A 14,106-nucleotide genomic window follows, 5' to 3' on the forward strand; every position below is an offset into this window, starting at 1 on the left:
CGCCATGGGGCATCGTAGAGATCCCGGCCTTCGCCGGGATGACGATCAAATGAACGTCAGCTCTGCCCAGGACCCCACAGCCGCTCGAACCGCGCGCGATCGGCGGGATCGAGCCGCACCGTCAGCCGGTGCCCGCCTTCCTCGACGTCATCGGACAATATGTCGCCGCGCGCATGAAGCCATGCCATCGCCTCGCCCTGGTCGAAGCGCAGAAAGACGCGCGCCACTTCGTGCCGCGCGGTCAGGTCCGCGGCCATCAGCGCGCGTGCTGCGTCGACACCCTCGCCGGTCTCGGCCGAAATCACCGCGACGTCACGCCGCCGCGCCGCCATCTCCTCGATTTCGGCGCGGCGCTCGGGGCTCGCGGTGTCGATCTTGTTCCAGATTTCGATCTGCTGGATGGCCTCGGGCGCGTCCCCTTCCCCGTCCCGCGGTCCGTTCACTCCCAGCGAATCGAGGATGGCGACAACATCGGCATATTGCGCCTCGCTGTCGGGATGGGTGATGTCGCGGACGTGGACGATCAGGTCGGCGGTGGTCACTTCCTCCAAGGTCGCGCGGAATGCGGCGACCAGTTCGGTGGGCAGGTCGGACACGAAACCCACCGTGTCCGACAGGATCGCCTTGTCGATCCCCGGCAGGCGGATTTCGCGCATCGTCGGGTCGAGCGTCGCGAACAGCATATCTTCCGCCATGACGTCACTACCCGTCAGGCGATTGAAAAAGGTCGATTTTCCGGCATTGGTATAACCGACGAGCGCGATCACCGGCCACGGCGCGCGCTGGCGTTTAGCGCGCTGCAGCTGGCGCGTACGGCGGGCATCCTCGAGGCTGCGGCGGATGCGCGCCATGCGGTTTCGGATCATCCGCCGATCGGCCTCGATCTGCGTCTCGCCCGGCCCGCCCAGAAAGCCGAAGCCGCCGCGCTGGCGTTCGAGGTGGGTCCAGCTGCGCACCAGCCGCCCCGCCTGATAGTCGAGATGCGCGAGCTCGACCTGCAGCCGCCCCTCGGCCGTCGCCGCGCGCTCGCCGAAGATTTCGAGGATCAGGCCGGTGCGGTCGATCACCTTCGCGCCGAGCTCGGTCTCCAGATTGCGCTGCTGGATCGCGGAGAGTGCCGCGTCGACGATGACGAGTTGCGCCCCGCTGCTCTCGACATCGGGCTGGATCGCCTCGATCTGGCCGACTCCGATCAGCGTCGCCGCGCGCGTCTGCCGCAGGCGGAGCGGATGCACCGCGACGACCTCGATCCCGATTGCGACCGCCAGCCCCGTCGCCTCGGCCACGCGCGCGTCGAGGTCGCGTGAAAGCCCCTGCCCGCGCCACTCAGGCACGACCAGCACGGCGCGCGCGCCGCGCGTCACCTCCACGTCATCGGGGGTCATGCGGTCGGTCAGGCGTCGGCGCCGTCCGCGTCGCCATCGCCATTGTCGGTCAGATTGACCGGGCCGTTCGGCTGCACCGTCGAGATCGCGTGCTTGTAGACGAGCTGCACCTGCCGCTCGCGCTCGAGCAGCATGCAGAACAGGTCGAAGGCGACGATATCGCCCTGGAGCATCACGCCGTTGACGAGGAACATCGTCACCGATTCGTCCGAGCGCCGCACCGCGTTCAGGAACACGTCCTGCAGCGCCTTGCCCTTGCTGGGGGGCGCGTCACGCACATCGTCGCCCAGCGATGCGAGGTCGAAATCGTGCGACGGCATCACGGTCGAGATCGCATGCTTGTAGACGAGCTGCGACTGGCCGTCGCGGCGCAGCAGCAGCGAGAAATTGTCGAACCAGGTGATGATCCCCTGCAGCTTCACGCCCTTGACGAGGAACATCGTCACGGGTGTTTTGCTGCGGCGCAGGGCGTTGAGGAAGAGATCCTGGAGATTCTGGTTTTTATCGGACACATTGGCCTCCTGTTCTTGGCGGCGGATACCGCTTGGCGGGGCTTGTGCCCCGCTCCTGTTCATCTTGGCGGCTGCAATATGCGGCAAAGCGCCGCACAGGTCTAGGGCAAAGCCGTCACCCGTCGCTTTCGGGATTATCGGTCAATCCCAAAAGCTTCAGTTTGCGGTGCAAGGCCGAGCGCTCCATGCCGATGAAGGTCGCGGTGCGCGAGATATTGCCCGAAAAACGGTTGATCTGGATGCGCAGATACTCGCGCTCGAAATTCTCGCGCGCCTCCTTGAGTGGGATCGCGGTGATCGATTCGGCGCCCGGCAGGATATCGGCGCCGCCGCGCACCAGTTCGCCCGGCAGCATGTCGACGTCGATCCGGCTCAACCGGTCGCTCGGCGCGAGGATCATCACGCGCTCGATGACGTTGCGCAATTCGCGGACGTTGCCCGGCCAGTCGTGCGCCTGGAGCGCGGCCATCGCCTCGGCGCTGATCTCGGGCGGCGGCACGCGGCGGTCGGCGGCGTAGCGGCGGACGAAATGGTCGCACAGACTCGCGATGTCGTCGCGCCGTTCGCGCAGCGGCGGGATATGAACCGGAACGACGTTGAGCCGATAGTAGAGATCCTCGCGAAAGCGGCTCTCGGCGATTTCGGTCGTGAGTTCGCGCGCCGAGCCTGAGATGATGCGGACGTCGACGCGGATCATCGTACGCCCGCCGACGCGGGTGAAGCTCTGGTCGGTCAGGACGCGCAGGATCTTGCCTTGCGTCGTCAGCGGCATGTCCGCGACCTCGTCGAGGAACAGCGTTCCGCCATGCGCCTGCTCGAGCAGGCCGACGCGGATCGACCCGTCGTCGGATTCGGTGCCGAACAATTCGGCCTCGACCGTCTCGGGGTCCATGCGTGCCGACGAAATGACGCGGAACGGTGCGTTCTGCCGCCCGCTCCAGCCGTGGAGCACGCGCGCCGCGACCTCCTTGCCGACGCCGGGGGCGCCGGTGATCAGCACGCGGCTGCCGGTGCCGGCGACGCGCTTCAGCGTCGCGCGGACATTGTTGATCGCGGCGCTCGTTCCCGTGAGTTCGTCGGCGGGTCCGGCGCGCTCCCGCAGGCGCTCATATTCGAACTTGAGCCGCTCATTCTCGGTCGCGCGCGCGACGAGGTGGAGCAGTCGCTCGGCCTCGAAGGGCTTTTCGATGAAGTCGAACGCGCCGCGGCGGATCGCCGCGACCGCGGTGTCGAGCCCGCCGTGGCCCGAAATGACGATGATCGGCAGCGTCGGGTCGAACGCCTTGATCGCCTCGACGAGTCCGAGGCCGTCGAGCCGCGAGCCCTGCAGCCAGACGTCGATCAGTGCCAGCGACGGGCGGCGCTGCCGGATCGCGTCGAGCGCGGCGTCGCTGTCGGACGCGGTGCGCGCCTCATAGCCCTCGTCCTCCATGACGCCGGCCACCAGTTCGCAGATGTCGCGTTCATCGTCGACGATCAAAATATCAAGCGCCATGGTCTTCCCTGTCCTGTCGATTCCTGATCCGGCCCGGGACCGATTCCCCCTGTCCCGCGCTCGCGTCGCCCCCCTTCCCTGCCAGATGGCGCAGCCGGTCGGGGTGGAGGGTCAGCGTCACGCATGTCCCCTGCCCCGCCGGATTGTCGGAAAATTCCAGTTCGCCATAATGTTGCTCGACGATCTTCTTGACGATCGCGAGGCCAAGGCCGGTGCCGCCCTGGCGCGTCGTCATATAGGGCTCGGCGATCGCGTCGCGCGCTTCGGGCAGCCCGATCCCGTCGTCGGCGATGCGGATGCGGATCGCGTTGTGCTGATCGATGTCGAGCGAAGCCGCAATATGCCCCGCTGGCGATGCATCCGATGATTTCGATTTTTCTTCAATCGCTTCGACCGCATTCTTGACGATGTTCGTCAGTGCTTGCGACAGCAGGCGGCGGTCGCAGACGAGCGGCTCGATTTCGTTCGGCACGGTCACCGCAAACTGGATGTCGGGTTTCGCGACCTCGAACAGGAATACCGCCTGTTTCAGGATGTCGCGCACATCCTCGACCCCGAAGGTCGGTTTCGGCATGCGCGCGAAGCTCGAGAATTCGTCGACCATCCGGCGCATGTCGTGCACCTGGCGGATCACCGTGTCGGTGAGCCGGCGGAAGGTCGCTTCATCGCCCTCGACCTTGTCGCCGAAGCGGCGCTGGAGGCGTTCGGCGGCGAGCTGGATCGGGGTCAGCGGATTCTTGATCTCGTGCGCGATGCGGCGGGCGACGTCGGACCAGGCGGCGCGGCGCTGGTCGGCGAGCTGCTGGGTGATATCCTCGAAGCTGAGCACGAAGCCGTCGCCCTGCGCCACCGCCTTGGCGGCGAAAGTCGCGGGCTCGGCATCCTTGCGCGCGAGCTGGACGATCGCTTCATGCTCGTTGCTGGCGAGCAGTTGTTCGAGTTCGGGCGCAACCTCGGCGAGCGGCTTGCCGGTGAGATTTTCGCCCACGGTGCCGACCAGCCGCTCGGCGGCAGCGTTCGCGAGCAGGATGCGATGCTTCCGATCGACCGAGACGACCGCCGAGGTGACGCCGCTGAGCACCGCCTCGATGAAAACGCGCCGCGCCTCGAGCTGTTCGTTGACGCTGACGAGGGCGCTCGTCTGGCCCTGCAACTGCTCGGTCATCCGGTTGAAGGCGCGCGTCAGCACCGCGATCTCGTCGTTGCGCGCGGTCGGCGTCACCCGCACCGACAGGTCGCCGCCCGCCGCCGTCCGCGCCGCGCCGACAAGCGTCCCGAGCGGGCGCACGATGCGGTCGGCAACGACGATCGCACCGATCACGGCGAGCGCGAGCAGCAGCAGCGACCCCAGATAGAGCGCGCCATTGAACTGCAACTGCAGCAACTGCGACCGGTCGAAGAGCGCGTTATAGTCTGCGAGCACCGTGTTGGCGCGGTCGAACTGCCCCAAACCGAGCGTGTTGGCTCCACGCGAGGTATAGAGATAGACGTTGTCCCGGTTCGGCAGGCGCGTCGCCGCTTCGAGCCGGTCAGCCTTGCGGGTGATGACGACGGGCTCCCCCGCGTTCAGCTGTTCGACGATCGCAGGCGATATGCGCCCCTCCGCGGTGCGATTGTCGGGGTTCATCATGATCGGCGTCCGCGCGATCCCGTCGGCGCCGACCTCAATAATCGCCGATTCGTTCATCTCGCGCAGCACGACCTGCTGAAGGTAGCGGTTGTAGAAGCCGTCGCTGTCGATCGGAAAATCGTCAAGATAACCGCTCAGGTCCTTCGCCATCACGATCGTGTTGGCGCCGAGCGATTTCTGACTGTCCTCATAGAAAGCCTGGGCGATGCCCGCGGCATTTTCGAACATGCCGCGCGAACGGTCGGAATACCAGAAATCGACCCCGAACTGGAACAGCAGCGAGGCGAAAATCACGACGAGCAGCGTCGGCGCCGCAGCGATCAGCGAGAAGAGCGCGACGAGACGGACGTGCAGCCGCCCACTGCCGCCCGCCATCGAATGCACGGCGCGCGCGCGCGCGACGCGGCTACCGACCAGCACGATGAGCGCCATCGCGGGCACGAGATTGGCGACCATGATCGCCGCGACCAGCGCTGGTGTCAGCAGCCGCTCGCTCTGTGCATCGCCGGTGACGAAGATATAGGTGGCGATGCCGATGCTGACGATCAGCGCGAGCGTATAATATTCGGGGGCTGCAAAGCGCCAGACCCCCGAGCGCGCCGCCTGACTGTCCGAATCGATATCGAGAGCCAGGGGAGCCGACTTCGCCATTGTTGCGTCGATACGACAAACCTGTTGCATAGAGAACACACAATATCGCGTGCCGTCACGATTCAACGCGTTTTCCGCGTCGTCTTGCCCTTGGAGCCTGCGCTTCAGGGGCGCGTGGGATCAATGTCGAGCTGCCCGAGCCGTTTGCGCAGCGTGTTGCGGTTGATGCCAAGACGCCGCGCCGCCTCCAGCTGGTTGCCGCGCACCTCGCGCAGCGTACGGCGCAGCAGCGCCGCCTCGACGATCGCTTCGAGCCGCGCGTGGATGTCGCCGTCGACCCCGGCGCCCGCAAGCTGCTCGCGCGCCCAGTCGTCGACCGCGCGCGCGATGAGGTCGGCGGGTTCGGCGGGGCCGCCCTCGCCCTGCTCGCGCAGCACTCCCTCGACGTCGCGGACGGTTACCACGGCGTCGCGCGACAGCACGGCGAGCCGCTGGACGACATTGCCGAGCTCGCGGACATTGCCCGGCCAGTCGTGGCGTTCGAGCATCTGCATGGCGGCGGGCGCGAATTCGCGAGCCGGCAGCCCGAAATGCCGCCCCGCCTCGACGAAATGCCGCACCAGCGCTCCGATGTCGCTGCGCCGGTCGCGCAGCGGCGGCAGGGTGACGGGGATGACGTTGAGGCGGTAGAAAAGATCCTCACGGAAGCGTCCGTCGGCGACGAGCGTGCGCATGTCGCGGTGGGTCGCGGCGATGACGCGGACATCGGCCTTGAGTGACTGGCTGCCCCCCACGGTCGAATATTCATTGCTCTGGAGCACGCGCAGCAGCCGCGTCTGCGCCTCGATCGGCATGTCGCCGATCTCGTCGAGGAACAAGGTGCCGCCCGCCGCCTGCTCGAACCGGCCGGCGTTGCGGCTGTGCGCGCCGGTGAAGGCGCCCTTTTCGTGGCCGAACAGCTCGGCCTCGATCAGCTCGCGCGGGATCGCCGCCATGTTGATCGCGACGAACGGGCCCGAGCGCCGCAGGCCCGTCGCGTGGATCGCACGCGCGACAACCTCCTTGCCGGTCCCCGATTCGCCGAGGATCAGCACGGCGAGGTCGTTCGACGCCAGTCGCGCGATGGTGCGATAGACCGCCTGCATCGCCGGCGCGCGGCCGACGAGCCCGTGACTGTCGGCCTGCGCCGGATCGACCGGCTCCGCCGGCTCGGCGCGGCGCTGGAGCGCGGCGCGCACGCTCGCGATCAGCTCGTCGAGGTCGAAGGGCTTGGGGAGATAATCGTAGCTGCCGATGCCCGTGGCGCGCACCGCAGTGTCGAGGGTGTTCTGGGCCGACAGCACGATCACCGGCGTGCGGGGATCGACGCCTGCACCCGGCAGCGAGTCGATCCCGTCGCCGTCGGGCAGCACCACGTCGGTGATGATCAGGTCCGCATGGTTGTCGGCGAGCCATGCGTTGCGTTCGGCGACGCTCGTCACCGCCGCGAGGCGGCCGCACTCGGGGGCGAGCGTTTCGCGAATGATCATCGCGATCGCCGGATCGTCCTCGACCAGCAGGATGGTCTTGCCGCCAGTCATGCTCCCCGCCCTTTCGCCGCCGGCGCCGCGGGCAGATGGACGCGGAATCGCGTCCAGTCGCCGTCGCGGACATGCTGCACGGTGCCGCCCATGTCGCGCGCGAGCTTGGCGACGAGCGCGAGGCCGAGCCCCCTGCCCTCGCGCTTGGTGGTCACGAAGGGATCGAACAGGTCGCCGCGGATGTCGGCAGGGACGCCGGGGCCGTTGTCGCTGACGCTCACCTCGATCGGCAGCGCGATGCGCCCGCGGCCGTCGTCCTTGTCGATCGACAGCCCGTGCCGATAAGCGGTCGCGATACGAACCATCCCGTCATCGCGTCCGCCGAGCGCCTCGCAGGCATTGGTGAGGAGGTTGAGCAATATCTGCACCATGGCGTCATGATTGCCGTGGACGAGCGGCAGCGACGGATCGAAATCCTCGGCGAAGCGGACGCCCCGGTCCTGCCGCGCGCGCGCCGCCTCCATCGCCTGGTGGATCGGCTGGTAGAGGTTGATCGCGTCGCAGACGATCGGCTGACCGCGCGAGAAATGCTCCATCTGGTCGATCAGCGTCGTGATGCGGTCGACCTCGGCGCAGATCAGCGTCGTGAAACGCTCGCCATCGGCGTCGGCCTTGCGCGCGAGCAGTTGCGCGGCGCCCTTGATTCCGGCGAGCGGGTTCTTGATCTCGTGCGCGAGCATCGAGGCCGCCGCCCCCGCCGCGCGGCCCGAGCGCCCGATCGCGCCGCCCATCAGTTCGGCCTCGCTTTGCGAGGGGACGAGCGCGAGGATGCGGTGGCCGCTCGCGCCATAGGGAACCATCTGCAGGTCGGCGAACACCGTTTTGCGATCGCCGACCGAGATTTCGGCGCGGTGCGCGAACAGCGCCGAGGTCGCGGGGTCGCTCATCCGCTGGCGATAGTCGCGGTCCATGCGGATGACGTCATAGACGACGCGGCCGACCATCGCCGAACGGCTCATGTTGCACAATTGCTCGGCGGCGGCGTTGACGAACAGGATCACGCCGCCACGGTCGATCAGCAGCGTCGCGACGGGGTGCGACTGTATGAGTTCGTGGTGGTCGAAGGCCGGAATGCTCGACGTCGGCGCGTTCACGCCGCGGCCCTGCTGAGGAAAGGGCTGTAGAAGCGCTCGAGCGCGTCGAGCACATCGCGGCTATCCGGAATCTGGTTCACCTGGTTGCGGAACTCGGCCGAACCCGGGAGCCCCTTGACGTACCAGCCGAGATGCTTGCGCGCCATATTGACCCCGGTCATCTCGCCATAATGGTCGAGCATCGCGCGATAATGCGTCGTGATGATGGCATATTGCTCGTCGATTCCCGGATCGGGGCGCTCGCCTTCGCCGCGCAGCGCCGCCATCACCTGGCCGAGCAGCCACGGCCGGCCATAGGCGCCGCGGCCGATCATCACCCCGTCGGCGCCGCTCTGCGCCAGCGCGATACGCGCGTCGTCGGTCGAGCAGATGTCGCCGTTGACGATGACCGGGATCGACACCGCGTCCTTGACCCGGCGGACGAAGCCCCAGTCGGCGGTGCCGCGATACATCTGGTTGCGGGTGCGGCCGTGCACGGTGACCAGCTTCGCACCCAGATCCTCGGCGATATGCGCGAGTTCGGGCGCGTTGAGGCTGTCATGGTCCCAGCCCATGCGCATCTTGACGGTCACGGGCACCGACACCGCCTTGACGCAGGCCTCGATCAGCGCGGCGGCAAGCGTCAGGTCGCGCATCAGCGCCGAGCCGGCGTCGCCGTTGGTGACCTTGCGCACCGGGCAGCCCATGTTGATGTCGATGATCGCGGCGCCGCGATCCTCGTTTAGCTTCGCCGCCTCGCCCATTTCATAGGGGGTGCAGCCGACGAGCTGCATCGACACCGGCTCCTCGACCGGATCCCAGGCCGCCTTCTGCACTGACTGGCGCGTTTCGCGGATCGCCGCCTGGCTTGCGATCATCTCGGTGACGTTGAGCCCCGAGCCATATCGGCGCACCATCTTGCGGAACGGCAGGTCGGTGACGCCCGTCATCGGCGCGAGGATCACGGGATCCGCGATGGTGATGTTGCCGATCTGGATGGGCCGCAACGGCGCCATGGCGGGGAGCTTTCGTCGAAATTGCCTAAAATTTGAGCACGCCCCTACACGTTAAGGCGCTTTCCCGCAAGCCGATGCTGCGCTAACCGGCGCGGCTTATGACCGAGTCCGCGCCTTCGCCATCTCCGCGCGTCGCCGTGATTCTGCTCGCCGGCGGACGCGGTACGCGCGCAGGCTTCGCGCAGCCAAAGCAGCTCGAGACGCTAGGCGGCAAATCGGTGCTGCGCTGGAGTCTCGACGCGCTTGCGGCGCATCCCCGCGTGTCCGGCGGCGCGTTGGTTGCCGGCGATGACGTCATGGCGGCCGCACCTCTCCTGCCCGAAGGCTGGATTTCCGTGTCTCCGGGCGTCGAGCGCCAGCAATCGGTGGCGAACGGCCTTGCCGCGCTCGCGGACTGGGAGGATGAGGTGCTCGTCCTCATCCACGACGCGGCTCGCCCCGGGGTTACTGCCGAGGTAATCGACCGCTTGCTCGCGGCGCTGGCTGGCGCCGAAGCCGCGATCCCCATCCTCCCCGTTCCCGATACTTTAGTCCGATATGCCGATGACGAAGCGGGCGAGGTGGTCGATCGCGGTGCCCTGGCGCGCGTCCAGACTCCGCAGGCCTTTCGGCTCGGCACGCTGCGCCGCGCCCATGCGGCGGCGGCGGGCGAGACCGCAACCGACGATGCGCAGCTCGTGCGGCGGCTCGGGGTGCCGGTCGCGGCGGTCGCGGGCGATCCGCGGCTCCACAAACTGACATATGCCGAGGATAAGTCCATCCTCGAAGGGCTGCTGGAGGTAAAGGCGATGAGGCGAACCGCGGTCGGCATGGGCTATGACGTCCACCGCCTCGTCGTGGGCAAGCCTTTATGGATCAGCGGACTGGAAATCGAGCATAGCCATGGACTTGAAGGCCATAGCGACGCCGACGTCGCGCTTCACGCGCTGACCGACGCGATTCTCGGCGCGCTCGGCGACGGCGACATCGGCACCCATTTCCCGCCGAGCGATCCCGAATGGCGCGGCGCCGCGTCGTGGCGCTTCCTCGATTTCGCAGCGCGGCGGGTGGAGGAAGCCGGAGGGCGGATCGATCATGTCGACCTGACGATCATCGCCGAGGCCCCGAAAATCGGCCCGCATCGGGACCAGATGCGCGCGCGCATTGCCGAAATCCTGTCGCTTCCGCCCGAACGGGTGAGCGTCAAGGCCACGACGACCGAGCGGCTGGGCTTCACCGGACGTCGCGAGGGCATCGCTGCACAGGCCGTCGCGACGCTGTCGCTGCCGGAGAATTGAGCGCTCGCACCAGCGCGCGCATGGCGCTAAATATGCGAAAGCCAAAGGCAAAGGGGGCAGTATGAAGCGAATGGCAGTGGGGGCAGCCGCCGCGGTCGCATTGATCGGGTCGACATCGGCGCGCGCGGCAACGCCGACCTGCGTCACGCCGGCCGAGATGAACGGTCTGGTGACCTACTTCCTTCCGCAAGTGATCGACCGGGTCGTCGAAGCCTGCGGCCCGCACCTGTCCGCGACCAGCTATTTGCGGACCGGGCTCGGCGCGCGCGCGACCGAATTGCGTCAGCAAGCCGATGCCGCCTGGCCGCTCGCCCGGTCGGGTTTCATCAAGATCGGCAGCGATGGCGACGATGCCAGGGATATCGCCGCCATGCCCGATGCGGCGCTCCGTTCGGTGGTCGACGACAGTTTCGTCGAGACGCTCGGCATCGATATCAAGCCCGACACCTGCGCCGAGGTCAACGATATCAGCGAGGCGCTCGCCCCGCTGAGTACCGCACAAACGGTCCATCTGATCGCAGTCACGCTGACCGCGGCGGCACGCGGCGACAAGCAGATGGCCAGTTGCCCGCGAAGCGGAGCCGAACAGGGCTAGATGCCTGCGGCCCAGGAGACACATGTGCATTACAAAGGCTTTCCCCATGACTGAATCAACGGTCGAAACATCGCGTCAGGCAGCGCGTGACGATCTCGCGACGCGGGTCCTTGCCCACAACCGTGCAGCCGAGCGACGGGTTGCCGTGGCCGAAAGCTGCACCGGCGGCATGGTCTGCGCCGCGCTGACCGACATCGCCGGGAGCAGCGACGTGTTTTCGGCGGGCTTCATCACCTATTCGGCCGACGCCAAGAAAACCCAGCTCGAGGTCAGCGGCGAGATCCTCGAAACCTTCGGCGAAGTGTCGCTCGCGACCGCATGGGCGATGGCCGCCGGCGCACTGGCGAAGAGCGACGCCGACGTCGCGGTCGCGATCACCGGCATCGCCGGCCCGGGCGGCGGGTCGGAAAAGAAACCGGTCGGCCAGGTCGTCTTCGCCCGCGCGCTACGCGGGCAGGACCCCGATGACTATTTCACCCAGCGTGTCCAGTTCCAGTCGACCGACCGCGCCGCGATCCGCCACGCCGCCACGCTCTTCGCGCTCGACCTGCTTCAGCCCGAAAAGGACGCGCTACGGCCGTCCGAGGATATCGAACTGCCGGCTTGAGGAGGGAACGGCGCTTTGTTCGTTTCGGGTTGGGGAGCTGCCGTTCAAATCCTCCCCACTTGTGAGGAGGTGGCAGCCGCGCAGCGGCTGACGGAGGGGGCTCGCGTTCTCACGCCACGCCGCTTCAGGCCTCCCGCCCCCTCCACCGCCTTCGGCGGTCCCCCTCCCCGTGCCGGGGAGGATCTTATGTCCGCTAGCGGTCGTTTCCGGACGCGCGTCGCGCTTTTCTGCCGCCGTGTTCGCTACGCTGCGATCCCGTAAAGCGCGGCCGCCCGCTCCTCGAACGCCGCGATCATCCGGCGCAGCGCCTTGTCGAACATCTGCCCGGCGAGCGTCTCGAACAATCGGTTCCGGAACGAGAAATCGACCATGAAGTCGACGCGGCAGCCGCCACCCTCGATCGGCGTGAAATGCCATTCGTTGTCGAGGTGGCGCATCGGCCCGTCGATATAATGGACCGCGACATGGCTCGGACGGCGCTTTTCGACGCGGCACGAGAAGCTTTCGCGCAGCCCCTTGAAGCCGACGATCATGTCGGCGACCGCTTCACTCTCGCTGTCGCTGCGCACGCGTAGGGCGACGATCCACGGCAGGAATTCGGGATAGCGCGCAATATCGGTTACCAGCGCGAACATCTGTTCGGCGCTGTAGGGCAGTTCGCGGGTCTCGTGGTGCCGGGGCACGGCCTTCCGTCAGTCGGCCGCCGCGCGCGCGAGCTGCGCTTCGCGCGCAGCGCGCATCCGCTCGAAATCGTCGCCGGCGTGATAACTCGACCGGGTGAGCGGCGACGAGGCGACCTGCAGGAAGCCCTTGGCGCGCGCGATCTGGGCATAGGCGTCGAAAGCCTGCGGGGTCACGAAGTCGATGACCTTGGCGTGCTTCGGTGTCGGCTGGAGATATTGACCCATCGTCATGAAGTCGATGTCGGCGCTGCGCATGTCGTCCATCACCTGATGAACCTCCATCCGCTCCTCGCCGAGGCCGAGCATGATCCCCGATTTGGTGAAGATCGACGGGTCGCGGCGCTTCACCTGCTCGAGCAGGCGCAGCGAGGCGTAATAGCGCGCGCCGGGGCGGATCGTCGGATAGAGCCGCGGCACGGTTTCGAGATTGTGGTTGTAGACGTCGGGGCGCGCATCGACGATCGCCGCGACCGCGCTTTCGGGCTTGTTGCGGAAATCGGGGGTCAGGATCTCGATCGTCGTCGTCGGGGTCTCGCGGCGCAGCGCCTGAATGACCTTGACGAACTGGCTCGCGCCGCCGTCGGGCAGGTCGTCGCGGTCGACCGACGTGATGACGATATGCGTCAGCCCCATCTTCGCCGCCGCGATCGCGGTATGTTCGGGCTCGAGCAGGTCGACGGGGCGCGGCATGCCGGTCTTGACGTTGCAGAAGGCACAGGCGCGGGTGCAGGTGTCGCCGAGGATCATCACCGTCGCATGCTTCTTGGTCCAGCATTCGCCGATGTTCGGACAGGCCGCTTCCTCGCAAACCGTATGCAGATTGAGCTCGCGCATCAGCTTGCGCGTTTCGGCATAGCCGGGACTGGTCGGCGCCTTGACGCGGATCCAGTCGGGCTTGCGGGCGCGTTCGGACGGCTTGGGTGCGGGAGCGTTCATCGCGCCCACATAGGCGCGCGCGCGCCGCTTCTCAACCATGCTTGTTGTGCATGGGATCGGATCGTCGTAGGTCGCCGCCATGACTCACTTCGACGACCTGCTCGCCGGCTACGCCCGTTTCCGCGCCAACGGCTGGAAACAGCAGCGCGAGCGATGGGAGGAACTGGCCGAGGGCCAATCGCCCAAGGTCATGATCATCGCCTGCTCGGACAGCCGTTCCGAGCCCGCCGACATTTTCGACACGCACCCCGGCGAAATCTTCGTCGTCCGCAACGTCGCCGCGCTGGTGCCGCCCTTCGAGACCAACCCCGGCCGCCACGGCGTCTCGGCGGCACTCGAATTCGCGGTGCAGTTCCTGAACGTCGAGGAAATCGTCGTGATGGGTCATGGCATGTGCGGCGGCTGCCACGCCGCGCTCCACCGCACGATGGAGGGCGCCGAGCCGGGCCGCGGCGGTTTCATCGCCGACTGGATCGCCATGCTCGACGAGGCAGGCGCGCAGGTGCGCGCGGATTATGCCGATTACGCCAATCGCGAGGCGGGGCGTGCGATGGAATTGGCCGGCGTCAAGGTCAGCCTGGCCAATCTGCGCACCTTCCCATGCATTCAGGAACGCGAGAAACGCGGGCGGTTGACGCTGCGCGGCGCCTTCTTCGCGATCAACGAAGGCATATTGCATATTCTGGACGAGGGAACCGGAACCTTCTCTCCCGCGTAGGGGCGCCC

At 67.1% G+C, this 14,106-nt stretch carries 13 protein-coding genes; 4 read left to right on the forward strand and 9 right to left on the reverse strand.

Annotated features, from left to right (window positions below):
- Nucleotides 1–56 precede the first annotated feature (56 nt).
- The 7 genes from hflX to dusB all read right to left on the reverse strand — a co-directional run bounded on the left by hflX (nucleotide 57) and on the right by dusB (nucleotide 9,282).
- Entirely contained in the window at nucleotides 57–1,385 is a 1,329-nt protein-coding gene (gene hflX / locus ACOTSS_RS09130; RefSeq protein WP_448691171.1) for a GTPase HflX, read from the reverse strand.
- An 8-nt stretch (nucleotides 1,386–1,393) separates the two neighbouring features.
- A complete protein-coding gene (gene hfq, locus ACOTSS_RS09135) occupies nucleotides 1,394–1,897 on the reverse strand; it encodes an RNA chaperone Hfq (RefSeq protein ID WP_448691172.1) in 504 nt (167 codons plus the stop codon).
- Nucleotides 1,898–2,012: 115 nt separating this feature from the next.
- Entirely contained in the window at nucleotides 2,013–3,392 is a 1,380-nt protein-coding gene (gene ntrX, locus ACOTSS_RS09140) for a nitrogen assimilation response regulator NtrX (RefSeq protein WP_448691173.1), read from the reverse strand.
- The gene (locus tag ACOTSS_RS09145) at nucleotides 3,382–5,673 is read right to left on the reverse strand and encodes a sensor histidine kinase (RefSeq protein ID WP_448691174.1); all 2,292 of its coding nucleotides are present in this window, start codon (nucleotides 5,671–5,673) and stop codon (nucleotides 3,382–3,384) included. Before ACOTSS_RS09145 ends, ntrX begins: the two co-directional genes overlap by 11 nt.
- A gap of 104 nt (nucleotides 5,674–5,777) precedes the next feature.
- Nucleotides 5,778–7,193 (reverse strand): nitrogen regulation protein NR(I), encoded by a 1,416-nt coding sequence (gene ntrC / locus ACOTSS_RS09150; protein ID WP_448691175.1) that lies wholly within the window; start codon nucleotides 7,191–7,193, stop codon nucleotides 5,778–5,780.
- A complete protein-coding gene (locus tag ACOTSS_RS09155; protein WP_448691176.1) occupies nucleotides 7,190–8,287 on the reverse strand; it encodes a two-component system sensor histidine kinase NtrB in 1,098 nt (365 codons plus the stop codon). Before ACOTSS_RS09155 ends, ntrC begins: the two co-directional genes overlap by 4 nt.
- A complete protein-coding gene (gene dusB, locus ACOTSS_RS09160) occupies nucleotides 8,284–9,282 on the reverse strand; it encodes a tRNA dihydrouridine synthase DusB (RefSeq protein WP_448691177.1) in 999 nt (332 codons plus the stop codon). The genes ACOTSS_RS09155 and dusB overlap by 4 nt, the downstream gene beginning before the upstream one ends.
- A gap of 98 nt (nucleotides 9,283–9,380) precedes the next feature.
- Between dusB and ACOTSS_RS09165 the strand changes: the two genes are divergently transcribed.
- The 3 genes from ACOTSS_RS09165 to ACOTSS_RS09175 all read left to right on the forward strand — a co-directional run bounded on the left by ACOTSS_RS09165 (nucleotide 9,381) and on the right by ACOTSS_RS09175 (nucleotide 11,761).
- Nucleotides 9,381–10,559 (forward strand): bifunctional 2-C-methyl-D-erythritol 4-phosphate cytidylyltransferase/2-C-methyl-D-erythritol 2,4-cyclodiphosphate synthase, encoded by a 1,179-nt coding sequence (locus ACOTSS_RS09165; RefSeq protein ID WP_448691178.1) that lies wholly within the window; start codon nucleotides 9,381–9,383, stop codon nucleotides 10,557–10,559.
- 70 nt (nucleotides 10,560–10,629) lie between these two features.
- Nucleotides 10,630–11,154: a hypothetical protein gene (locus ACOTSS_RS09170; RefSeq protein ID WP_448691179.1), complete on the forward strand. Its 525-nt coding sequence runs from the start codon at nucleotides 10,630–10,632 to the stop codon at nucleotides 11,152–11,154.
- A 46-nt stretch (nucleotides 11,155–11,200) separates the two neighbouring features.
- Nucleotides 11,201–11,761, forward strand: a complete 561-nt coding sequence (locus ACOTSS_RS09175) for a CinA family protein (protein ID WP_448691180.1) — start codon at nucleotides 11,201–11,203, stop codon at nucleotides 11,759–11,761.
- 242 nt (nucleotides 11,762–12,003) lie between these two features.
- Here the strand turns inward: ACOTSS_RS09175 and ACOTSS_RS09180 are convergent, their stop codons facing one another.
- Together ACOTSS_RS09180 and lipA are read right to left on the reverse strand one after the other, a co-directional pair.
- The gene (locus ACOTSS_RS09180) at nucleotides 12,004–12,444 is read right to left on the reverse strand and encodes a type II toxin-antitoxin system RatA family toxin (protein ID WP_448691181.1); all 441 of its coding nucleotides are present in this window, start codon (nucleotides 12,442–12,444) and stop codon (nucleotides 12,004–12,006) included.
- 9 nt (nucleotides 12,445–12,453) lie between these two features.
- Complete coding sequence (gene lipA / locus ACOTSS_RS09185) at nucleotides 12,454–13,380, reverse strand: lipoyl synthase (protein ID WP_448691318.1); 927 nt, start codon at nucleotides 13,378–13,380, stop codon at nucleotides 12,454–12,456.
- A 79-nt stretch (nucleotides 13,381–13,459) separates the two neighbouring features.
- Here lipA and ACOTSS_RS09190 point away from each other — a divergent pair, with 79 nt between their 5' ends.
- The gene (locus tag ACOTSS_RS09190) at nucleotides 13,460–14,098 is read left to right on the forward strand and encodes a carbonic anhydrase (protein ID WP_448691182.1); all 639 of its coding nucleotides are present in this window, start codon (nucleotides 13,460–13,462) and stop codon (nucleotides 14,096–14,098) included.
- Nucleotides 14,099–14,106 lie beyond the last annotated feature (8 nt).

The organism is Sphingopyxis sp. NJF-3 (assembly GCF_053514865.1).